The organism is Paenibacillus tritici (assembly GCF_018207515.1).
GTDB classification, from domain to species: Bacteria; Bacillota; Bacilli; order Paenibacillales; family Paenibacillaceae; genus Paenibacillus_AQ; species Paenibacillus_AQ tritici.
In genome coordinates this window covers 3,474,635-3,498,472 of the sequence record NZ_CP073365.1, presented here as the reverse complement: position 1 = coordinate 3,498,472, position 23,838 = coordinate 3,474,635, and the positions used below count along the sequence as shown (strand labels likewise).

The 23,838-nt window shown below is 52.1% G+C and carries 17 protein-coding genes; 4 read left to right on the top strand and 13 right to left on the bottom strand.

All coding sequences use genetic code 11. The annotated features are described in order from the left end of the window. Positions 1-33 precede the first annotated feature (33 nt). From KDC22_RS14925 to KDC22_RS14915, 3 genes are all read right to left on the bottom strand, one after another. The gene (locus KDC22_RS14925) at positions 34-642 is read right to left on the bottom strand and encodes a universal stress protein (RefSeq protein WP_216857095.1); all 609 of its coding nucleotides are present in this window, start codon (positions 640-642) and stop codon (positions 34-36) included. Positions 643-944: 302 nt separating this feature from the next. Continuing rightward, positions 945-1,331, bottom strand: a complete 387-nt coding sequence (locus KDC22_RS14920; RefSeq protein ID WP_211723624.1) for a hypothetical protein — start codon at positions 1,329-1,331, stop codon at positions 945-947. Continuing rightward, a complete protein-coding gene (locus KDC22_RS14915; protein ID WP_211723623.1) occupies positions 1,328-1,990 on the bottom strand; it encodes a DUF2625 family protein in 663 nt (220 codons plus the stop codon). Before KDC22_RS14915 ends, KDC22_RS14920 begins: the two co-directional genes overlap by 4 nt. Before the next feature lie 311 nt (positions 1,991-2,301). Between KDC22_RS14915 and gdhA the strand changes: the two genes are divergently transcribed. After that, complete coding sequence (gdhA, locus tag KDC22_RS14910) at positions 2,302-3,642, top strand: NADP-specific glutamate dehydrogenase (protein ID WP_246553582.1); 1,341 nt, start codon at positions 2,302-2,304, stop codon at positions 3,640-3,642. A gap of 708 nt (positions 3,643-4,350) precedes the next feature. On the opposite strand, the gene KDC22_RS14905 is transcribed toward gdhA, so the two are convergent. Together KDC22_RS14905 and KDC22_RS14900 are read right to left on the bottom strand one after the other, a co-directional pair. Further along, on the bottom strand, positions 4,351-5,334 hold the full coding sequence (locus KDC22_RS14905; protein ID WP_211723621.1) for a diaminopimelate dehydrogenase: 984 nt from the start codon (positions 5,332-5,334) through the stop codon (positions 4,351-4,353). Between the two features lie 132 nt (positions 5,335-5,466). Further along, a complete protein-coding gene (locus KDC22_RS14900) occupies positions 5,467-7,860 on the bottom strand; it encodes a polyprenyl synthetase family protein (RefSeq protein ID WP_425517037.1) in 2,394 nt (797 codons plus the stop codon). 221 nt (positions 7,861-8,081) lie between these two features. Between KDC22_RS14900 and KDC22_RS14895 the strand changes: the two genes are divergently transcribed. Next, a complete protein-coding gene (locus KDC22_RS14895; protein WP_211723619.1) occupies positions 8,082-9,434 on the top strand; it encodes an FAD-binding oxidoreductase in 1,353 nt (450 codons plus the stop codon). Between the two features lie 86 nt (positions 9,435-9,520). Here the strand turns inward: KDC22_RS14895 and KDC22_RS14890 are convergent, their stop codons facing one another. From KDC22_RS14890 to KDC22_RS14855, 8 genes are all read right to left on the bottom strand, one after another. Continuing rightward, positions 9,521-11,107, bottom strand: a complete 1,587-nt coding sequence (locus KDC22_RS14890; protein WP_343222003.1) for an ABC transporter substrate-binding protein — start codon at positions 11,105-11,107, stop codon at positions 9,521-9,523. A gap of 226 nt (positions 11,108-11,333) precedes the next feature. Further along, positions 11,334-11,633 (bottom strand): iron-sulfur cluster assembly accessory protein, encoded by a 300-nt coding sequence (locus tag KDC22_RS14885; RefSeq protein WP_211723618.1) that lies wholly within the window; start codon positions 11,631-11,633, stop codon positions 11,334-11,336. Between the two features lie 82 nt (positions 11,634-11,715). Beyond that, complete coding sequence (locus KDC22_RS14880; RefSeq protein ID WP_211723617.1) at positions 11,716-13,098, bottom strand: MDR family MFS transporter; 1,383 nt, start codon at positions 13,096-13,098, stop codon at positions 11,716-11,718. A 383-nt stretch (positions 13,099-13,481) separates the two neighbouring features. Then, on the bottom strand, positions 13,482-14,939 hold the full coding sequence (locus KDC22_RS14875) for a 6-phospho-beta-glucosidase (RefSeq protein ID WP_211723616.1): 1,458 nt from the start codon (positions 14,937-14,939) through the stop codon (positions 13,482-13,484). Positions 14,940-14,974: 35 nt separating this feature from the next. Further along, on the bottom strand, positions 14,975-16,873 hold the full coding sequence (locus KDC22_RS14870) for a beta-glucoside-specific PTS transporter subunit IIABC (RefSeq protein WP_211724047.1): 1,899 nt from the start codon (positions 16,871-16,873) through the stop codon (positions 14,975-14,977). Between the two features lie 109 nt (positions 16,874-16,982). Next, the gene (gene licT, locus KDC22_RS14865; RefSeq protein WP_211723615.1) at positions 16,983-17,819 is read right to left on the bottom strand and encodes a BglG family transcription antiterminator LicT; all 837 of its coding nucleotides are present in this window, start codon (positions 17,817-17,819) and stop codon (positions 16,983-16,985) included. Positions 17,820-18,396: 577 nt separating this feature from the next. Next, complete coding sequence (locus KDC22_RS14860; protein WP_211724046.1) at positions 18,397-19,353, bottom strand: EamA family transporter; 957 nt, start codon at positions 19,351-19,353, stop codon at positions 18,397-18,399. A gap of 318 nt (positions 19,354-19,671) precedes the next feature. Beyond that, positions 19,672-21,141, bottom strand: a complete 1,470-nt coding sequence (locus tag KDC22_RS14855; RefSeq protein WP_211723614.1) for a chromosome condensation regulator RCC1 — start codon at positions 21,139-21,141, stop codon at positions 19,672-19,674. Between the two features lie 207 nt (positions 21,142-21,348). Here KDC22_RS14855 and KDC22_RS14850 point away from each other — a divergent pair, with 207 nt between their 5' ends. Next, entirely contained in the window at positions 21,349-22,113 is a 765-nt protein-coding gene (locus KDC22_RS14850) for a hypothetical protein (protein WP_211723613.1), read from the top strand. A gap of 15 nt (positions 22,114-22,128) precedes the next feature. Beyond that, the gene (locus KDC22_RS14845) at positions 22,129-23,814 is read left to right on the top strand and encodes a VWA domain-containing protein (RefSeq protein WP_211723612.1); all 1,686 of its coding nucleotides are present in this window, start codon (positions 22,129-22,131) and stop codon (positions 23,812-23,814) included. The last annotated feature ends 24 nt before the right edge of the window (positions 23,815-23,838 follow it).

The window sequence follows — 23,838 nt, the reverse complement described above, 5'->3', positions numbered from 1 at the left end:
CGCTGGTACTTACTTCCTGAAGACAAGAGCCGGTTATAATGGCTCGGTCAGCGTTCCTTCACAGATATGCAAATATCTCGCTTTACCATCTTGCTCAATTCTGAACAAGCCATTCTCAAATTCTGTGTGCAATTCATGAAAAAATTTGCCTTTGATGTAATCGTTGCCTTCCGGCTCATCGCTGAGCTGGTACACGCCCTCATTCTTCACCAGATAAGAGATTACCCCTTCTTCATGGGTCTCTTCGAGGCCGGCGCGCATACGCTGAACTGCAACGACATGCAGATCCATCATCTTCATCTTGCTGATCAGCTCATTGACGAAGTTGCGTTTGGTCAGCTCCTGCCACAAGGTCTGGGCGGATTGGCCAATAATGATCTGAGTGACCTCTTTCTCTTCTGCTGCTTCAACGATCACATCCGTTGTCTTGCGGCCCCGGCGTTTGCGGACCATAAATTCAGCTCCGGCTTCCTCCGCCAGACGCTTCCAGACAGCCATATACATTTCTTTGCTATGATTATATTCATCGCTGTCCGAACTATCCACATTAAGCACATAGAGCGGTGCCCCAAGCATCTCAGACAGCTCGACACCACGCCGGATTAGACGCTCCCCATGCGGCCCATAATGAACACATACCAAAATCTTTTCCTTGTGAATGACTTTCGCCCTCCTGTTAACATGGGTGGAAAATACAAAAGGAGCCTAATGGCGTTAGGCCCCTCTTTGTTGTTTCAAACCCTGAAATATACTTAAATTATACCTATTCCGATGCTGTTTGTAAAGTTTACGGACAAGCGTTAGGCGAACTGCAGCTTCTGCTCCAGGCGTCCGCCAGGTTCAATCCGTACCCGCGGCGGTGAAGATCAGCACCCTTTTGGGGAGAGAAGATCATGATTGCCATTCACACCCAGCACCGTCCCGAATGTATTGCGGAAGGCCCTTTACACCGGGAGCGGGTCGCCGTTTGAACCTCTTGCAGCAGTATCCCCATATAAATCACCGCATAAACAGACCAGCACCTTATCAGGATGTACTCCCGGCAGATGGATCTGAAGCAGGCCTTCCAGCGTTGCAGGCAGCATCTCACCCACTAGTAGGTCCCCATATTCACCGTTATCATGAAGCGCCATTCCTTGAAGGTCCGATGTCACAATCAGCGCCTCCACCTCCACCGGCAGCCCCAGAATCTCTTCCCGGTATACAGGAAGCCCTTCATATACAATCTCTTGACTGCCGCGGGCCGCACTGACGTAAGGGACCACTTCCAATGGCTCCTCAGCAATCGTGACAACCTTAAGCCGTTCTCTGGCTACCTTGCTCTTCTTCATTCCGTCCCCTCACTTCTTGCTGCCTGCCAGGCCTCCAGGATAGAGACCGGCGCTTTGCTGCTCTGTGAACCACTGCCTTCTTCCGTCCACAGCGGGGGATAATAACCTATGACCTGACCCGGCTCCAGCTCCTTCACCCTCTCTTCCCAGCCCTCCCAGCGGAAGGTCTGGTAGAACAGATCAAGGTCCCCTTCCGCCAGCCAGCCGATGAAGCCCGAATAGGTCAACCCGGTCGCCTCCCACTTCAGGGCATCCGGCGCATAATAATAGATATGCCCGCTCTGCCCGAACCTGCCCGTATCCAGACCAAAAAAACCGCCAGCCGCATCATAAGCCACAATCAGCATCCCTGGCATGGAAGGAATATCCTCCTGAGCGGACAGGCCGTTCCAGGAAGTCAGACTTCCGTAGATCCCGTCGGCCCCGGCACCAAGCAGTGTAATCCAGCCATGCTCAAACACGATCCCGCCGGTCTCGTAAGCAATGGCCCCCAGATAAGACTTCGTGCTTACCTGAAGACGGACCAGCGTCTGCGCTGCTGCTTCCGGCCGTGCAGCTTCCAGCCGGTATACGCGTCTCCCTTGACTCAGCAGCTCCCTGAGCTCCTCCCAGGCGTGATTCTCCACATCTACCAATTCTGCTACAGATAATAAGTTCATTGATTAACGCCTCACTCTCATTGTGACAAACCTTATATAACCCTATCTACCCATTTTGGAGGAGACTATAATCGGCAATCAGGAAAAGAATAGTCTCCATTTCATGAAGAAAACTGGCACAGCATGTTAGCTTCATAGAATTTCTTAATGACTATGCCAAAAATAATTGATTGGCAAATTGATGTAAGGTTTTATAGAATTCTTTTAAATTAAAAATAATTTACGGGGTTGCCCGAATCTACAATCAGACAGGAAGTGCTGCTAAAGTGTTCACCGTTCCTTCAACACCTTCAGAAGTATCAAATGAGGCCGTGCAGTACGTGCAACGGATCTACGCAGAGGTCCAGAAGCGCGACCCGCAAGAGCCCGAATTCCATCAGGCTGTCCTGGAGTTCCTCGATAGTCTGGTCCCCGTGTTGACCCGGCATCCGCAATATATGAAGCATGGTATACTCGAACGGCTGGTTGAACCTGAGCGCACGATCTCTTTCCGCGTACCTTGGGTGGACGATGCCGGCACAACCCGGGTCAACCGCGGCTTCCGTGTCCAATACAGCAGCGCGATCGGTCCCTACAAAGGGGGACTTCGCTTCCATCCTTCCGTATATCAGGGCATCATCAAGTTCCTTGGCTTCGAGCAGATTTTCAAAAATGCGCTGACCGGCCTGCCCATGGGCGGCGGCAAAGGCGGCAGCGATTTCGATCCCAAGGATAAGTCGGATCAGGAGGTTATGCGGTTCACCCAGAGCTTCATGACCGAATTGTACCGCCACATTGGACAGGATACAGACGTTCCTGCTGGAGATATCGGTGTAGGCGCACGCGAGATCGGTTATATGTTCGGGCAATACAAACGGATTCACGGAGGACATGCAGCCGGGGTTCTCACCGGAAAAGGGCTGCTGTACGGCGGCAGTCTGGCACGTAAGGAAGCTACAGGTTATGGCTGTGTATACTTCGTGCAAGAAATGCTGTCCGCATCGCGCGGAGCAAGCTTCAAGGATAGCAAGGTGGTCATCTCGGGTTCCGGGAATGTCTCTATCTATGCGATTGAGAAGGCGCAGCAGCTCGGAGCCCTTGTTATCGCTTGTAGTGATTCCAACGGTTACATTCATGACCCGCAAGGCATCAATCTGGCGACGGTCAAAAGACTGAAGGAAACCGAACGCCTGCGCATCAGCGAATACGTGAAGGAACACCCGCATGCCGAGTATGTCGAGGGCTGCAGCGGAATCTGGAATCTGCCGTGCGATATCGCCCTGCCATGTGCCACCCAGAACGAGCTGGATCTGGAATCCGCCCGGACACTGATTCTGAACGGAGTTCAAGCCATCGGTGAAGGTGCGAACATGCCGACCACGATCGAAGCGGTTGAGCTATTCCTGGAGAACCAAGTCCTGTTTGCACCGGCCAAGGCTGCGAATGCAGGCGGCGTAGCCGTCTCGGGCCTGGAGATGAGCCAGAACAGCATGAGATTGTCCTGGACCTTCGAAGAGGTCGACGAGAAGCTGCAGGTCATTATGAAAAATATCTACCTCAGAACCGTACAGGCAGCAGAAGAATACGGCGTCGCCGGCAATCTTGTTGCCGGAGCTAACATCGCCGGCTTCCTGAAGGTTGCCGATACGATGCTGGCGCAGGGTATTGTGTAACCTGCATTTGATACTTAAAGAGGTGTCCCGTAAGCCTTGCGGCTGGGGACACCTCTTTTTGGGTTATAAGGTAGATTGACTCATTTAGTGCACGTCCGGTGAGTTCAGGTGCATTAATGCTCCTCATTGGCTCAGTTGGCGGGCGTTCGGTGAATTTAGGTGCATTAATGCTCCTCATTGGCTCAGTTGGCGTGTGTCCGGTGAATTCAGGTGCATTAATGCTCCTTATTGGCTCAGTTGGCGTGTGTCCGGTGAGTTCAGGTGCATTAGTGCTCCTCCTTGGCTCAACTGGCGTGCGTCCAGTGAATTCAGGTGCACTAGTGCTCCTCATTGGCTCAATTGGCGGGCGTCCGGTGAATTCAGGTGCATTAATGCTCCTAACTAATCTCCTTCAGCCACACTCAGCTCAATCAGGGACTTATCCCCTTCATTTCCCCTTCCAGCCAACTTCCAGCTCAATCAGAGGGATTTATCCCCTTCATTTCCCCATCCAGCCAACTTCCAGCTCAATCAGAGGGATTTATCCCTTTCATTTCCCCATCCAGCCAACTTCCGGCTCAATCAGAGGGACTTATCCCTTTCATTTCCCCATCCAGCCAACTTTCAGCTCAATCAGAGGGATTTATCCCCTTGATTCCCCCATCAGCGGGCAGCTCTTTCCAAGCTGCCCGCAGCTCAAGCCTACAGCTAGCTGCCCGCCACTCCGGCCTACAACAGCTCGCGGCGCAGAGTTTCTGCCGATTTCGGGGACAGGTGGCCGAGCGGAATATCAAATACGGTCTTGGCACCCTGATGGCCTTCTTGCTTCAGACGAACGGCTGCACGGGCATAGGCCACCAGCACGCTGGCCGTGAATTCGGGATTGCTGTCCAGCTTCAGCCCGAATTCGGCAATCTGCTTGCTTCCGCCCCCGGTGATTCCGCTGCGGATGACGAAGCCGCCGTGCGGCATCCCGGAGTGCTCGGCGGCAAGTACTTCTTCCGACACGAACTGGACGGTTGTATCATAATCGGCGAAATAATTCGGCATCTCTACAATGCTCCGGGTAATCGCATCGCGATCTGCCCCTTCTTCTGCCACCACATAACATTCCCGGCGGTGCTTCTCACGGGTAGACAGCTGCGGCGTCTCGCCGCCACGGATACTGTCAATCACCTCCTGGACAGGCACGGTATATTGAACACCAGCCTTCACGCCGGGAACGCGGCGGATCGCATCCGAATGCCCTTGGCTGACCCCGGTGCCCCAGAACGTATAATCCTCACCTTCCGGCAGGATGGACTGCATCAGCAGACGGTTCATGGAGAACATTCCCGGGTCCCAGCCCGTTGAGATTACACTAACCGTGCCGCCCTCCTGCGCCGACTTGTCCACCACTGTGAAGAATTCCGGGATTTTGGCATGCGTGTCGAAGCTGTCAACGGTATTGAACATCCGGGCCAGCTGCGGCGTCTGCTCCGGCAGATCTGTCGCGGAACCGCCGCACAGAATCATCACATCAATTTTGCCTATGTACTGCTCGGCGGCTGAGATATGCTCTGTGACTGTTCCTGTGATGTCCGCCAGCTGCTGCGGGTCTCTGCGGGTAAATATGGCGCTCAGCTCCATATCCGGATTCTGGGCAATCGCCTGCTGCACCCCTTTGCCCAAATTTCCGTATCCGACGATCCCTACTCTAATAGTTGAAGTCATGTCTGATATTATCCTCCCTTGCCGGTTAACCCGGAGATATGAATCCTTTTAAATTATAAGTATATCTACATTACACGAAATGTAAATATTCAAGTTGCCGGGCCGCCTAATATTTACCTGCACGCGGGCTCTTCACCGCTCCCTATTCACAACATAATTCATTAAATGCTTCAGAAAAGTAATATTGCGCGGAATCTCACGTAGTGCCTCCGCCGCCTTACAATAGTGCTCCCACATCTCTTTACTGGCCCCCTCTTGTCCAAGAATGGAGACGAAGTTGGAATTATTGTTCACCGCATCGTTGCCCACCGGTTTGCCAAGGATCGACGTATCCCCTTCCACATCCAGCAGATCATCCTTAATCTGAAAAGCAATTCCCATATGATAGGCAATCCTTTTGAGCACATTGATTTCCGCCTCACTGACCTCAGCAAGCATAGCCGGCATGACCAGACAGGCCTCAAAGGCCACACCTGTCTTATAAAAGCATACCGTATTCAGCTGCTCCAGCGTCAGAATTTTGCCCTTGGCATCCAAATCCATCGCCTGGCCCATACACATCTCCTCTGCCTTGCGGGCTGAATAACGGATCAGGGCAAGCACCGTCTCTGCCTTGAACCTGTCAAGCGAGGCTTGTTCTCCAATCGCCTTCTGGATCAGATAGAGACCCGTTAATTCAGCAACGGCACTGTTATGAAGCTGGTGCAGGGTGACGCGTCCTCTGCGGGTTGAAGCATTATCCTGGGAAGGCAGATCATCGAAGATCAGGGAGGCAGTATGCATATACTCGAGCGAACGGAGCAGCGGAACAATGGCCTCTGCGGCTAACCCGTATTCCTTCACGCCCATCACCCAAGTAAGAATCGGACGCACCCTCTTCCCGTCTCCCTCCAGGCTATAGTTGGCCGCCTCCATCAGCTGTTCCTTCATGGCAGGAAGTCCCTGCGGCTTGGTGAAGGGCAGTTCGCTGTTAATCAGCTTACGGACATTTGTAAAGGTATCGAAGAATTCCTGCTGCTCTCTGGCATCCTTCTTCAGATGCTCAATCATCTGGTCCCGCAGCAGCTTATCGAAAAAGTCCACCTCTTCCGCTTTGCGTACCATAGTCTGAATGAGCCTGTTAAACTCCGGGTTACCGGCAGCAAAAATCCCCATCGTCTCCTTGTACTTATCCGCTCCCACCCGTTCCTTGTAACGCCTCAGCCCATTGATTGCCCGGTCCAGAATGACCTCACGGGCCTTGGCACCCGAGTGATAGACATGGTGGATCAGATGGGAGATCACCGCCCAGTATAATTCAAAAGGATTCATCAAATCCGGGCGCTGTTTATGATATTTCAGATAATAGGTATAAGGCGTTACAGCTCCATCCATCATATCCTGGGTCATATCCGCGAAATCGTCGGCCAGCTGGTTGTAGAGGCCAAAAAAAAAGGTCCGTTCTTCAAACCCCTCATCTTCAGGCGCACTAGTCACAGAGCGGGCAATCAGCCGGGAGGACGATGATTTCAATATGACCGGGATGTACAATTCTTCATTGGTGTAATCCGTACGCGTAAGCACCTTGACACGGTCTATATCCTGAGCCTCAAAGAAGACCAGCGACTGCTCGAAAAAAAGCTGCTGGTTCTCCGGCCGCTGCTGCTGCTTAATATACGTAAAAGCCTCCGAAAGCTCGGAATGGATATACACGATGAGCTCCATATTCTCCCCTGTCCAGCCGCCCAGCTCAGGCACAGTTCCGGTCAGCAGCGCTGAACGGATCAGCTCCGAGTATTGCGCCTTTTCCTGAGCTGTCAGAATCCGCGAATCCAGCAAATCATCGACGAAAGGATAAGTAAGCCCATAGGAGTAGCCCAGCCTGACCGCTTCATCCAGTCTCCGGGAACGTTCCGCAGGCGCTACCTTGCCGTCCAGCTCTTCGATCACATGCAGAATAACGCCCACGATAATCTTAATCAGCTTACGCTGGGCATGCTCTGCGTTCATTCCCTCCGGAATATGGGCAGCTACGGATCTTAATTTTGCGAATACCCAGATCACCGCAGCTTCTATTCCTTCCTTCTGGGCCCAGCGGTACACTCCGGCCAGGTTCATGAAGTCCGGCTCTTCTCCCTCACCTGAGCGGGCTGACTTCAGCAGGTATCTGTTCAGATCAGCAACAGCTCTCTTTATCCTCTCCTGCGTGTCAGGAGAATCCAGTGCCTTCCCCAGATCCCTCATGTAAATGTAAGAGACACTCCGGTCCAGATAATTATCCAGTTTGCCTGTGTAATTCAGCCACCTGATATACCGGTAGTAATCCTTAGTATCCGGTTTTTTCTTCCATAGGGACTGCAGGGACAGGCCGGAGAACGGCGGTAAATGCTTCTTTTTCCACTCATGGATATCTGCCGTCAGCGCTGTCACGTAAGCCCTGCTCTCCATCTGACCTTGAAGCGAAGCCAGATAACGGGCTGCCTTCTGCTCTGCCAGCCGATAACCTGTATGGGGATGATCTCTAACGATTTCATTCATAGGCTGCACAACCTTAGCTTCATAATGGTCTATCCTGTTGTCATTCCGTCTTGGAGCAAATCGAGTCAAGCTTGTTATCCTTATACGATTAACCGCAGGCATGGTTACGGAATCTTATTCATCACATCTATCCCGGCATTCGCCCACTCCCTAGACTAATACCCTGCATACTATATTAAGTCCTAGTGATACCATGCAGTTAATTTTTAGCTCAGAAGGAGCTGGAACGAGTGAAGTCAAGCACGAAGCTTACCGGACGGGTAGTTTTTAAAGGTGATCCGGGTTATGACACGGCGCGTAAAAATTGGGACCCCCATACCGACAGGTTCCCGAAGGTTTTTGTCTTCGCGCAGAAAACACAGGATGTGGCCAATGCCGTCAAATGGGCCAACGAGCGGCATATTCCCATCCGGCCCAGGGGCGGCAGACATGCGCTGGAGGTCAATCTCTCCCAGGTCAACGGAGGCGTTGTCATTGATGTCAGTGAAATGAAGAGCATTAAGCTCAGCAAAAAAACAAAAACAGCTGTCGTCGGAGCCGGAAATACTGTAGGACGGATTGCACATACGCTTGCCCGGCAGGGATACATGTCGCCATTCGGGGACAGCCCGACCGTCGGCATCGGGGGCATTACATTAGGCGGGGGGATCGGACCGCTCCAGCGGACGGTAGGACTGGTAAGCGATAATCTGATTGAGCTCGAAATGGTGGATGCCAAAGGGCGGATTATTATCGCCAATAAGAACAGCAACGCCGATCTGCTGTGGGCTTCCCGCGGAGGCGGCGGAGGAAACTTCGGAGTCTGCACCCGTTATACATTCAAGGTGCGCCCTGCCCCGGCCACAGCTACCGTCTTTCAGATCACCTGGCCCTGGCATCAGTTCGAGAGGGTCTTCAAGGCCTGGCAGCGCTGGGCGCCTTCTGTCAATACCAGACTGGGCAGCGAATTATCCATCGGGCCCAAGAAGGGCGGCAATGTCAGTATGCTGGGCGTGTTCCTCGGGTCCAAGGCGGAGACCGTCCGCCTCTTAAAGCCTGTGACGGGCGTAGGAACACCTACGAAGCAAACGATCCGGTCCTTGCCTTATCCCAAAGCAGTAAGCTTCCTGCTTGCTCCCGATCCGGTGCAGACCCAAAGAGTCAGCAACCAGTTCTCCAGCGGTTTTGGCAGAAAACCTTTCCCGGATAAGGCTATCAAAGCCATGCGGGAGTTCCTGGAGACCGTCGAGGGGCAGTCCGCCGGGTTCTTTTTCCTCAACTGGGGCGGTGCGGTAAGCCGGGTATCTCCTAAATCCACCGCTTTCTACTGGCGTAAAGCCAAATTCTATGTGGAGTGGAACAGCTCGTGGATCAAGAAATCGGCAGCGGCCAAAAATATATTCTATGTGCGCAATACCCGCCGCAAGCTGAAGCCCTTTATCGTAGGCAGCTATATCAATGTTCCAGATCAGGGCATCAAAAATTCCGGCCCCGTCTATTATGGAACGAACTATGCCCGGTTACGCAGAGTCAAGGCTAAATATGACCCCGGAAATGTGTTCAACAATCCGCAGAGTATTCCTCCGGCCCGCGTAAAAAGCTGAGCTTTGAGCCTGAAATTCAGCTACAGCTAGAACGTGCAAAGAAGCCCGCGTATATCCACGCGGGCCCTTTTGGCTGTTGCACTCTTTTATTGGCCTGATGCCGCCAGGAATTCATCAATCTGGCGCTGAACCTCAGCGATGATCTTGTCGATCCCGGCCGCCTTGACCTGCTGCTGCAGCTTGGCCAGACCTGCGTCTACATCCTTCACAGTGCCGTACTCCAGCGGAATTCCATATTGCAGCATGACATTGCCGACGTTGGCAACTTCCGTCTTCACCTTGCTGTTATCGAAGACAAAGGTTTCCAGCGGATAGTGATAGACCTCGTTCTCCCATTTGTCAGTCAGGGCATTCGCTTCATCCGGGAAGGTGGCGTTATCCCGGTTCAGCGGCGAGTTGAAGCCCCAGTTGGAGAACCCGGTGTAGTTGGCGTTCTTCTCTGCATTCGTATATTTATCATCGCCAACCGGATTATAATGCACGGCTGTAATCCCGGTCATGATCAGGTCATGCAGTTCCTTGTCATTCTGCAGCAGATCAATCAGCATCAGTGAGCGTTCCGGGTTCTTGGAGGTAGCATGGACCGCAACACCATTCTGGGTCGAGACGGCAACGGATTTTTTCTTACCCGGGTTAATATCGGCCAGGGCCAGCTCATACGGTGACTTTTTCTCACGCATATCCGTCATTAAGGCGCCCAGTGTACCTACGTTGTGTGTGATCGACGCTGTTTTGCCTGCACGGAATTCCTGCTGATGATCCAGCTTGCTGTTCAGTGCGCTCTTCGACCAGGCGTTGTGATCAGCCAAATCTTTATAATAGTAGACTAGCTCCTTGAATTCCGGCGTCTCGTACAAGTTGAATACTTTACCTGTAGGGTCGTCCAACTTGAAGCCCATTGGCAGATCAAGATCGAACAGGTTCCATTCGTTCTGCTGCTTCAGCAGGATCCGGTCCAGGTTGTGGAGCTTCCAGTCTCCGGTCTCCGGCACGAACGGCGTAACGCCCTTCTCCTTCTCGGCTACGGTCTTGAGATAGTTGGCATAAGCCTCAGGACTGCTGATCTCCGGCAGGTTATATTTCTTGCGCAGATCCTCACGGTATAGAATCAGCTTCTCAACCGTCTCCCCGCGGTTCTGAGGCACCATATAGAGCTTGCCGTTCACCTTGGCCTGACCCCAGCCTACCTCCGGCATCGCTTTCCAGGTCATCGGTGCATATTTCTCCAGAAGCTCATTGGTCAGCTCCAGGAATCCGCCTTTGAGCGACTGATCGTTATAGCCGGCCCAGTTGGCCGCATAGATGAGATCGAAATCCTCGTTCGCCGCCAGCTTAAGCGGATATTTCTGCGCCCAGTCGGACCAGTCGAGGAACTCGGCTTCCAGGGTCGCATTGATTTTCTCCTTCAGCTTCTTATTAATCTCTCCGAATACCAGGTCATAATCGACAGGCTTAGGTCCTACAAAAATCATCTTGAGTGTAACGGGCTGGGACGTATCGACTGTGCCGGAATCTGTAGCTGGCTGGGTATTCGTTCCTGCAGCTTCAGTTGCAGCGGCCGAGGCCTGCGGCTCCGGTGTGCTTCCGCCAGCATTGCCATTGCTACCACAAGCGCTAAGCAGAGAGACCATCAGGATACTGGACATCAGTGTCATTGCTTTTTTCTTATTCACTTGAATTTCCCCCCGGCTATGTGTGTAATCGCTTACAAGTACAGTATAATCAAAAATCCCGGCCCGGCTAATATAGGCATTCAACGATTATACATACTTTTGCAACGACTTTAAGAGCGCTCGGCATTCAGCACAAAAAAACGGCACTGCTCCAATCAGCCTTGGAAAGGCTGACTAGACAGTGCCGCCTGCTTCGGACCCTCAAGCCAAGGCAATGATCAATTGCTTATTTCTCCAGGAATCCGGTAGACGGATTCGTGATGAAGAAGCCTTCTTGGGGCACATAGAAATACTGAATCCATACGCCGTCCAGCAGCGGCTCGCGTGTATCCAGCAGAATCTCGATATCCTTATCTGTAGCAACCACTTCATCGTGCTCTGTAGGTGTATCAAGAGCGACATCATAATGTCCGTGATCTCCGTGATTCTGGGTGATCACAACGCGGATTTTTTTGCCTTCCGCTTCCGGGGTGTTCAGCATCTCTTTCAAGACTTTTGCAGCGTTACGGTTAACTTTAACTTTCATCCGTTAGCGACCTCTATTCTTCTTAATATGAAATAAGAAATACATTATAACATATTATAAGGTGCTATAGATAATTAAGTGGTTATCCGCTCTGCTTTTCCAGTCCCCTGATACTAAAAGACAGGCATAATCCGATTATCGCCAACCCTGCCAGGCTCCAAAAGGCGGCATGAAAGCCCGGCAGCATATGGCTTAGAGCGGCAGAGGTGCCGGAATTTATAGTAAACGTCATAATGGCAATCAGCAATACGCCTCCTGTAGAGCTGGCTATCGTGCGGATCGAGATCGTCATAGGTGAAGCATGTGCGATCATCCGAACGGATACACTGGCCATTGCATAGGCCGTAACTGGCGTCATAATAAGTCCGACTCCAAGCATCAGGAGGGCAAAGATTACGGTGAGTGCAAGGATAGAAGTGTGCAGAGACAATAGAAGAGCCAGAAGAACCGTTACCCCTGCAATCAGAGTAAAGCCTCCGCGAAGCACCAGCTTCACCCCGTAACGGTCATAGAGCCTGCCGGAGATTACACTCGTACAGCCCATGACCAGCGCTCCCGGCAGCAGCATCAGACCCGACTCCCTGGGTGTCAGTCCCCGTACGTTCTGCACATAGAGCGGCAGCAGCAGTTCAGCTCCGATCATCACAATGAACAGCAGCGCACCAATGATGGAGGCGAGGGTGAAATTCCGGTTACGGAACAGGTTGAAGTCCAGAAGTGGAACCTCTAGCTTCAACTGCCGCCTGATGAACAGAATAATGAACAGAATTCCGCCAAGAACCACTGAACCGGCTACAGCACGGGAGGTTCCCGGATCGCCAGCCAGATTGACACCATATAACAGACCGGCGAAACCTATCGAAGAATACAGAATAGAGCGATAGTCCAGCTTCTCCTTATGCCGCTCGCCCACATTCTTCAGACTGAACGCCGCAAGCAGCAGATTGACGGTCACAACCGGCAGTAATGCATAGAAAAGAATCCGCCAGGAGTGCTCCTGGACCACCAGCCCTGACAGCGTTGGCCCAAGCGCCGGAGCCAGCCCCATCACCAGTCCGATCAATCCCATAGCCGCGCCCATCTTCCCTTTCGGGAACACCCTTAGAATCGTGGTCTGGAACAACGGCATCAGCAGTCCGGCGCCGATTCCCTGAACAATACGTCCGCTCAGAATGAGCAGGAAGTCTGAGGAGCTTCCGGCCAGAAGGGTCCCCGCTGCGAAGGCCCCTGCCGAAGTAAAGAATAAACCTCTTGTCGTGAATCTCCCGATCAAAAAACCGGCTACAGGCACCGTTATGCCTGCGCTCAGATAATATACCGTAATCATCCACTGTGCCCTGCCCTCATTAATCCCTAAATCCTGCATCATTCTGGGCAGCGCCGTATTCAGCATCGTCTGCATCAGTTGCCCGAGGAAATTCGCAATGACCAGCGAAGATACGATGATACCGGGTCTGTTCTTCATTCCATCTCCACCTGTCTCTGTCTAAACAAAATACATTAAAGACATATATAGTCCTTAATTGAAATAAATAAAACCCTGTGCTGCTGAATTAAGATTGAAGCAGCTTTTCGGCAACTTCAAACGAGACATTGATCCATCATTCCATCATTCCATCATTATTGATCCATCATTATTGATCCATAGAGCCACATCCCCGAAATTCATAGACTTTATATATCTACAATATATCTAATATTACGGATTGTCAAGACTACGAACCAGTGACCGCGATCTTGCTCGTGTACGCAACTCATTTTATGCTTCAACACAAAATAGCAGCCCGGCGGCCCAGAAGCTCCGCAAGGACTGCTATGGCTAATAAGGGGCGGACGACCGGACTACAACTAATCCAGCTGTGTTCCGCCGCTGGCAATCACCTTTTGATACCAATAGAAGCTGTCCTTGCGGGATCTGTCCAGGGTGCCCTTTCCTTCATTGTCCTTATCGACATAGATGAAGCCGTAGCGCTTCTTCATCTCCCCCGTTCCTGCACTGACCAGATCAATACACCCCCAAGGCGTATATCCGATCAAATCCACGCCGTCGCCGAGCGCTTCTCCCATAGCTCTGATATGCTCGCGCAGATAACCGATCCGGTAACTGTCTTTGACCGAGCCGTCTGCTTCCACCGTATCCACTGCGCCGAGGCCATTCTCGACCACCATCAGCGGAAGTCTGTAACGGTTGTATATGTTATTCAGTGACCACCTCAGGCCTTGCGGATCAATCTGCCATTCCCAGGCGCTTGCCTGCAGATACGGGTTCTTAAGCCCCATCACCAGATTGCCGCCAATCGCCTCCTGATCCGGTGCTGCGCTCACACAGGTAGAAGAGTAATAACTGAACGTGTAGAAGTCCACACAGCCGTCTTTGAGAATCTGCGAATCCCCTTCCTCTATCTGAAGCTCAATCCCCTTCTCCCGGAAGTACCTTGTGGCGAATCCCGGGTAGGCACCTCTAACCTGGACATCCGAGCAGAGGAAGTTGCTCAGATTATCCTTCTGCTGGGCCAGCAGCACATCCTCCGGGCTACAGGTCAGCGGGTAAGAGCACATATAGGCAATCATGTAGCCGATCCGGAAATGCTCATTGATCTCATGCCCCAGCTTCACAGCCTTAGCGCTTGCTATGAACTGGTGATGTAAGGCTTGGTACCTCAACTGCTCATTATCGGCGGTTCCGGCTGCGCTGAGTTCAGTATTCCCCTCAGGAAGTATGGCCCCCGCCATGAATGTTCCGAATGGCATCGTCAGGATATTAATTTCGTTGAAGGTTAGCCAGTACTTCACACTGTCCTTATATCTGTTGAAGATCACCTCACAGTAACGGACGTAGAAATCAACCGTTCTGCGGTCTGCCCATCCGTTATAGGCTTCAGCCAGATGGTACGGCGCTTCATAATGGGAGATCGTAACCAGCGGCTCGATCCCGTGCTTTTGTAGCTCAGCAAAGACCCGGTCATAGAACTTAAGCCCCTCCTCGTTCGGCTCGGAATCATCCCCGTTCGGGAAGATCCGGGACCAGGCGATGGACAAGCGGAACACCTTGAAGCCCATTTCGGCAAACAGGGCAATATCCTCCGCGTAACGGTGATAGAAATCAACCGCTTCATGGCTCGGATAATGGGAGCCGGCTTCAAGCACCGGTGTAATTCTTCTGGAGATTGTATGCGTTCCGGCGGTCATGACATCCGCTGTGCTTAACCCCTTGCCGCCTGCATCGAACCCGCCTTCAAGCTGATTGGCGGCGGTCGCCCCGCCCCATAAGAAATCATCCGGGAAACTTCTGTAATTAGCGTTCATAATATTACCTCCTGATAATGGGCTGGTTATAAAGGTCAGATCATAACGGTCAACAGATTCTCAAGGCTATTCACACTCTTCTGATCCGTCTCAATCACATCAAGGACCTCACCGGAATTGGAAATGATCACAGGTGTGGTCAGCGTATACCCCGCTTCTTTGATCGCGGCTATGTCGAACTCCATGAGCAGCTGGCCTTTTTTGACGATGTCGCCCTGCTTGGCTCTGGGGGTGAAATACCTGCCTTTCAATTTGACCGTATCCTTGCCGACATGGATCAGAATATCGACCCCGTGATCACTGGTAATGCCGATGGCATGGCCGGAGGCGAATAATGTGGTGAGTATCCCGTCTACCGGAGAGAATACCTTGCCTTCCTGCGGCTCAATCGCTATGCCTTTGCCCATCGCACCTGTGGAGAAGGCTTCGTCTGTCAGCTCGGACAGTGCCCGGATCTGACCTTTCAGCGGACTGCCTACGGTCTCCTGCTTCACCAGCTTATTGCCGGTCGTCCCTGTATTCTTGGTCTCTGCAGTCTCTTCGTCTTTGAATCCCGAGAAGAATACGAGCAGGAAGCCGAGAATGAAGCTGATTACAATCGCCGCGATAGCGCCATAGAAGCCTGTATCCATCCCCTCCGGACTGATGTAGCTTGGAATACCGAATATGCCCAGACCCCCGAGAATATAGCCTTTGGTGCCCATCAGGCCGACGATTCCGCCACCGACAGCAGCAGCGATACAGCTTAAGATAAACGGCTTCTTGCGCGGCAGTGTAATCCCGTAAATAGCAGGCTCCGTAACACCGAAGATTCCTGAAATGATCGCCGGAATTGACAAGGACTTAAGCTTGACATTCTTGGTCCGCAGCAGGATAGCCAGCACAGCACCGGTTTGGGCAAAAGAGGCGCCGAAGGACGCTGCCAGGATCGGATCGGATTTCAGCACAGCCATATTATTGAGGGCAATCGGTACCAGACCCCAGTGCAGCCCGAAGATGACGAAGACCTGCCAGAACGCGCCGACCAGCAGCCCCTCAATCACCGGACTGAGGTTGTAGAGGAACAGGGTTCCCTGCCCCAGCAGTTGTCCAGCCCATGTGGAGACGGGGCCGATGGCAATCAGCGCCAGCGGAACAGTGACCAGCAGGGTAAAGAACGGAACGAGGAAGGTGCGGACCACGCTTGGCGTCACTCTCTTGAAGAAGCCTTCCAGCTTGGAGCCTATATAGGTTGAGATGATGATCGGAATGACGCTGGAGGTATAGGACATCAGGATCACCGGGATGCCCAGGAAGGTAATGTACACCGGAGATTCAAAGATCGTTCCGCTAAAAAGCGTGTACAGCGGCTCGCCCGCCGCAGGAATGCTGCTGAAGGACGGATACACCAGCGTCGCGCCGATGGCCATCCCGATAAAGATATTCGCGCCGAACTTCTTGGCTGACGTATATCCAAGGAAGATCGGGAAGAAGTAGAACAGGCAATCCCCGAGCGCATTCAGAATCTGGTACGTGCCCGACTCCTTGGTGAGGAGTCCTATGGTCAGGAACAAGGCGGTGAAGCCCTTAATCATCCCGGTTGCAGCCAGTACGCCAAGGGTCGGAGAGAATACGCCGGAGATCATATCTATGAAGCTGTTGAACAGACTCATTTTCTCGCCTGGGACCGCCTCTGATCCTCCCTCCTGTAGTCCGCCCGCCGCCATCACCTGCGCGTAGACCTCAGCGACATGGTTGCCGATCACGACCTGGTATTGCCCGCCGCTCTGAATCACCGTAACGATGCCATCCATGTTCTTAAGGACATCCGTATTCGCCAGTGCTTCATTCTTCAGCTTGAAGCGCAGACGGGTTATACAATGGGTCAGTCCGTTAATATTCTCTCTACCGCCGACATGCTTGATAATCTCTTTGGACAATGCCTCATACTTCACCATATAGCTCTCCCCATTCCGCATGGAATAATATAAAAAAGCGAAACCATCCGGCAGCTTCCTGCCTGATTTGGTTTCGCCTGCATGACCAGTAACAATCCAAATGAGTTTATTCAGTTTGTCTTTGCGTTACCCGCTGAATGTGAATCGTCAGGTACAGGATTTCTTCGTCCAGGAGCTTGGTGTCCAGATACTTCTCAATCTTCAGGACACAGCTATGTGCCTTCCTGTACTTCACCCTTACCTGCTTAAGCAGAAAATCATCCACCGACTCCACCGGCTCCTGCTTGCGCGACCGCTGGAAGAAATAACGCAGATGGGTAATGAACCGTTCATAACTGACCGTCTTCTCATCAATCTCGTTGTTATAGGAATACTTCACAATATTGAGAATGTCATCAATCTGCTGCGTCTGACGGGTCAGATCCGCAATCTTGTTGCCTGAGCTGTTCAGTTGCGCATTAATCAGGTGGAGGGCAATATTCCCGGCCTCATCATCCGGCAGACGGATATGCGTATACCGCTCAATCATCTGCATGGCCTGAAGTCCGGTAGCATACTCCTTGGGATAACAGCGCTGAATCTCCCATAGGAGCGGATTGTTATTATGCACCCCCTGCTCATGAAGCCTCAGGGCATGGGTCAGATGATCCGTCAGGGTCACATAGATATAATCACTTAGACGGGCCTTCAGAGATTGCTTCGCGTACTCGATAATGTCATAGCTTAAGGCTACATATTCGGCGGGAGCATCCGCCATTAAGGCTTTGAATTTCTCCGAGGCCTCATTGCGCTTCAGCACAAAGGTCTTCTCAATCAGGGATACGTCCACCGGATCACCCGGGCTTTTCTTGAATCCGATACCGCGGCCCATGACCACCAGTTCATCTTCACCTGAATCCTTGGCAATAATGGCATTGTTATTGAAAATCTTCTCGATAATCAACCCGCTGCCCTCCTTTACCCCGAAATTCATACCACCATCATCATGGCAGGATAGATAGGGATTAAGGGTTCCTGCGGCGTCCCGCAGCCCTTAATATGCAAAAAGGCAAAACCCAAAACACGTGACCATGTTTTGGGTTTTGCCTTTGCAGTAACAATCCCAAATTCAGAATAGCACTCTATTTCGTTGTTGGCAACAAAAATGTTTGCGCTTTCAATTCTTTTAAGCAGGAACTCTCTTCTAGCACCTCCCCCCCTTCTAAGCAGGGTACCCCTTCAGCGGCAAGCAAGTGGAATAACGTATCTTATATTGCCCATTTTAGCAGGATGGATCGGAGCAAGTGGAAAAACAGCATCTAATATTGTTCGTTTCGCGGAGTTGGGTAAAAAGGGTGAATTTAAGTGCCATTTTTCCAACTGCTGTTGCAGCAAGTTACCATTCGTCATCAGCAAGTGGAGGAAATCCATCTGCTGCTACCGATGAGTATCCTCATTCCCGTAAAAATCAAAAAAAGAGGATTGATCCCCACTCTCGCAGGAATCAACCCTCTTCGCCTAGCTATAGCCGGTTCAGAACTTTAGACCGATGATGAACTCACTGCCTGGTTATTCCTCCACCGCAGCTTATACAGCTCCGGCAGGACTACTCCAAGCAGGACCAGAACCACTCCGGTCCACTGGAGAAGACTTACATGCTCTTGCAAGACGAATGAGGACATCAATACAGCGACCGGCAGTTCGACAGCGCCAATAATACCAGCCATGCCTCCGCCGATATGCGGAACCCCGATGGCGAACAGCAAGGGCGGAATGAAGGCGCCGAACAAGCCCAGCAGGAAGCCGAACAGCAGCAGTTGCCCCCACAGCAAGCCGTTGAACAGGAAATACGGCGGGAACAGGATGAACAGCAGCAGCAGGCCGCCGGTAACCATCCAGGCACTCCGGTAGGCGGGATGTGCAGACGGGACGGCTTTACCGCTGAAGATAATGAACATGGAGTAGCTTACCGCAGATAATAGTCCGAGCATCAGCCCGAGCAGGTTGAACTCGGCAGCCCCCTGATTGAGAATCCCGGCTGCAAGCAGCGTTCCTCCGAACAGCAGAATCAGGGTCAGTATGGTGATTTTATCGGGACGCTGGCGTTTGCTTACCGCCTGAATCAGCACGCTGATCCAGGTGAACTGGAACAGCAGAATAATCGCCAGGGAAGCCGGGATGTAACGGAGCGACTGGTAGTACAGCAGTCCGGTGATTACGGTCGGCGCACCGGCCATCATCAGCAGCACCCGATGCTTCCAGGTCAACCGGGTCGCAGCCGGCTTGGAAGGCACCGCAGTTCCTGCAGAATGGCGTTGTTTGCGGTTCTCTCTAAGCTTCGTATATAACGCAAGTAACCAGGCGAGAATACAGCCGGTTAACAACTGGGTTCCAACGACCTCTCCCAGCTTGTAGCCTTGCCCGTAGGCCAATACCACAATGGTTGATAAAATGCCGTAGCTCATAGCCCCTATAAGTACGGAGATTAAGTATTTCATATCTTTCATGTTAGTTATGCCTCCTGAATCTTCTGTTTCGTCTGAATTTCGTTTCGGCCGCAACACACAAATAATCCTAACTCCGGGACAAGGGGCCTGAGGAATAAGGTCCTTATCATCGTAGTTAGGAAGAGTAGGCTTCCTGTAGAAACCCTCGCCCTGTGACATCGAAACGGCTGCGAGGTTATACGAGAACAGTATGGAGTTATGGAATCATTGTCTAGTTGACGACTGTTCATATGTTACACGCCAAGTGAGCAGACGTCAACCCTTAATTCTTAAAATTTGTGGATTTACGGAACATACACCGCTAATCAATCAGTTCCCCAGCTTCACCTCACCAGTGACTTTATTCCACTGTAAACCAATGCCGAGAAGCTCACAGATAACCTCCAGAGGAAGCTGCGTCGAATCAGGTAACCGGTTCATGGTGAACTCGCGGTCTGATTTCTTGCCATTAACGGAGACTTCAAGCGGGTCGCTAAGCTTGACCTGAAGAGTCTTGTCCCCATAGACGAAAGACCAGACAGTGGATCGAGAATTGCCGGGTTTCGGATCAGGATTGGATGTACTCGTACTTACCTGCACCCCAAGCGCCTTGAATACACTCGTCTGCGGAACATACAGCTTGCCATCTTGTACAGATGCCGAGCCGTAGAATGAGAACGGCTGTCCGTTCACGAAAAACACCAGCGGCTGCAGCACCGGCGCCAGGATATATCCGGCTTCATCCTTGGTCGCTGATCCCCTTCCCGTCGAAAGTCCCGTGTCGAAGCTGTCGCCCCAGCCCAGAAGAATCCCGTCTTTGTGTTGGGCAAATCCAAAGGTTCCACTGCTTCCCCATATGTTGCTGATGTGAATCCCTGTTTTGATCTGAATAGGCTTAACCAGCGTTCCAGAGCTATAATCCGATTTCCAGAGCGTTCCGTTCCTCTTCAGTGTATACAGCCGGTAGAAGCCGGTATCCAGCTTGTAGACATTATTAAGACCAGCAACGGCTGACGGTGCTTGAAGCCCCTTGTTCCAGCGCAGGACCTGACCGTCACTGCGCAGCAGGAACAGCTCGCCTTGTGAGGCTGCCATACCGGTTATAGCGGATGAAGCAAGCGTAGCTATACTGACCGGATCACTCTCCAAGCGAATGCGGTTATAGTACGAATGATAGATGCTCATCTGTTTCACACTGCCGTCCTTAGTAAGAAACAAGGCATCATTTCCATTAATGAGAGCACTCTTAATCCCTGAGATCGCCGGCAGCTTCAAATAGCGGATCTGTACCGGCAGCACACCGGGGGGATCGTAGGACGGATACCATAGAATGGCCGTTCCGTCTTTTGTCACAGCGATGCCCAAGGCGCCATTGGTTGTGATGGAGGCGATCTCCTGGAGACCCTCCAGCTTCACCGGACCTCCGCGCCTTTGATTCGGCAGCAGGGGATCATTCTGAATATAGCTGCTGTAGTCCTGACCCCATCCCCATACCTCTCCCTCCTTGCTGAGCGCGAACGATACGCTCCCGGCAGCCGCGACCTGCACAATGCCGCTTAAGCCCTCCACCTTTTTGGGTATGTACTGATTAATGCTGGTTCCATCGCCCACCTGGCCGTTTTTATTGTATCCCCAGCCGGTCACTGTTCCGTCACTCCAGGCAGCAATACCATGCGCAGAGCCGCCCGACACACTTACAGCCTTTACCCCGGGAGCAGCAGCAGCCTCTTTACCGGCGGGCAGGCATAAGGACAACACCAGCATACATACGATGAGCTGAACCATTGATCTACGGGACACCAATGTCTTATCCTCCTTATAAATACCTTTTTATCTCATAGATTCTATGATTCTCCTATTATACTTCCAGCTATCCTATAGTTCCAGCTACCCATTCCTGCATTTTAACTATTAAAATTTGAAACATAGACAAGTTTCGCTACGTAACAATGTGTAATAATCTTTATTCCAATCATTTCTATGTGATATGGTTAATCTATACTTTTTATGGAGGAGGTGCAGATCCTGAACAGATCCGGACCCATTAAGCTCCTCGGGTTGGTTGCCGGGGTTGTCATCTTAAATGTTGCAGTATTATCCCCGGGCTTGCTCGGTGTGGAGATCGGCGGCGGGAGCGCGCTGGAAACTGCATCCGGCGTAACCCTGCTAATCATTAGTCTGCTGGTCGTGTTATACGGGAGTTACACCCTGCTCTTCAGGCCTCCGGTTGCCAAGCTGCCCTCCGAACGGTTCGAGACGCGGGAGGATTACATATCCGGACTGAGCCGTCACCGGAATGTGAAGGTGCTGAAGGACGATATCTCCCTTGCCCTGGATCAGATGGAGCGGATCGACAAGAAGAAGGCGGCGCTGCTCCAGCTGCTCGGCAGACGGTTCGACCCGGCTGAGCTGAGCTTCCGCAAGTTTCATTCCGTCATTGTTGAGGTGGAGAAGCTGTTCTATCTGAATATCCGGGGGATTCTGAACAAGCTCAGTGTATTCGATGCCGCGGAGTTCGCCAGATTCAGTGCCAGCACAGCGTCAAGCCGGTTCTCCAGCTCCCTGATTCAGCAAAAAACAGCGTTATACCATGAATACCTCTCCTATGTAAAAGGCAGTCTCGGCGCCAACGAAGAAATCCTGCTCAAGCTGGATCAGCTGCTGCTGGAAATTACCGAGCTGGGAAGCAGCGATTATACCAACGTGGAAGAGATGCCGTGTATGCAGGAATTAACCGCCCTCATCGGGCAGACGAAACTCTATCAGCAGTGAGAAGGAGATGAACCTATGAAGAAAGGCAGAACACTGTTCGTACTTGGCATTATAGCCGTGTCCGTCTTCGCACTTGTATACTTCGGGATTAGCTTAACGTCCAATCTGGGCAAATCCACAAAAGAGATCTCTGCAGAAGACGCCGACAAACGCCTGAACCGGATCTATAAGGATATTAATGTGACCACGGCCGCACCTGTAAAAGGGCAAATCGACCTTGATCCGGCATCTGTCGGAGATTCCCTGCCCGATATTTCCAAGTTCCCCCTCTCTGTAGACAGCACCACCGACAGCTTCGTGGAGATCTTCTCCTCCACTGAGAAGTCCGGTACAGGCAACGACGGCTGGCTGAATGAGGTCGCCGCGGCGTTCAACGCTGCTGGTATCACGGTTGACGGCAAGCCTGTCTCTGTCCAGATCCGCAACATCGCTTCAGGTACAGCCGCCGACTATATCCGGTCCGGCAAATATGTGCCCGACGCCTACACTCCATCCAATGAGCTATGGGGCGAGATGGTCAAGGCGGGCGGTGTCCAGACCGAACTGGTCACGAAGCGGCTGACCGGCAATGTAGCCGGAGTAGTGATGAGCAAGCCGAAATATGATCAGCTCGTTGAGAAATACGGCTCCATCAATGTCAAGACCATTACTGACGCCATTGCGGCCAATGAGCTGGCGATGGGTTATACTGACCCTTTTGCCAGCTCTACGGGGCTGAATTTCCTGGTGACCGCGCTAAGTACCTTCGATAGTACGAATCTGCTGGGTGACAAGGCTGTTCAAGGCTTCGAGAAGTTCCAGGCCAATGTGCCTTTCATCGCCTCTACCACCCTGCAAATGCGGGAAGCGGCGAAGTCAGGGATGCTGGATGCTTTTGTCCTTGAATATCAGACCTTTGTTAATGCAAAGGATCTGACCGGCGGCTATGTGTTTACCCCATTCGGCGTAAGACATGACAGTCCGCTCTACGCACTGGGGAAGCTGCCGCCGGAGAAGCTGGAGATTATCAAGAAGTTCGGCGAATTTGTCCAGCAGGACAGCTATCAGAAGACGGCTGCGGACCTGGGCTTCAATGGTCTGCAGGACTATATCTCCGAGCTGAAGCCTGTTGACGGCTCCTTACTCTCCTCGGCCCAGAAGCTATGGAAGGAGAAGAAGGACGGCAGCAAACCGATTGCCGCAGTATTCGTAGCCGATGTCTCGGGCAGCATGGCCGGCGAGCCGCTGAACCGCCTTAAGGAATCGCTGCTGAAGGGCCAGAAATTCCTGGGGAAGGACAACAGCATTGGCTTTGTCTCCTACTCCAGCGAAGTGACGATTCATTTGCCCATCGGCAAATATGACACCAATCAGCAATCCATGTTCGTAGGTGCAATCAACAGCCTTCAGGCTACGGGCGGCACAGCTACTTTTGACGGCATGGTTGTGGCAATGAAGATGCTGAAGGAGGAGCTGGCCCTGAACCCGGATGTGAAGCCCCTGATCTTCGTCCTCAGCGACGGGGAGACCAATGAAGGCCATTCTCTGGATGACATCCGGGGATTGATTGAGAGCTATCGGATCCCGGTATACACCATCGGGTATAACGCCAACATCAAGGCACTGGAGAGCATATCGAGCATTAACGAGGCAGCCAATATCAACGCTGATACAGAAGATGTAGTATACAAAATCGGCAATCTGCTCAACGTGCAAATGTAGACTTATATTCTGAAGGAGGGTTCA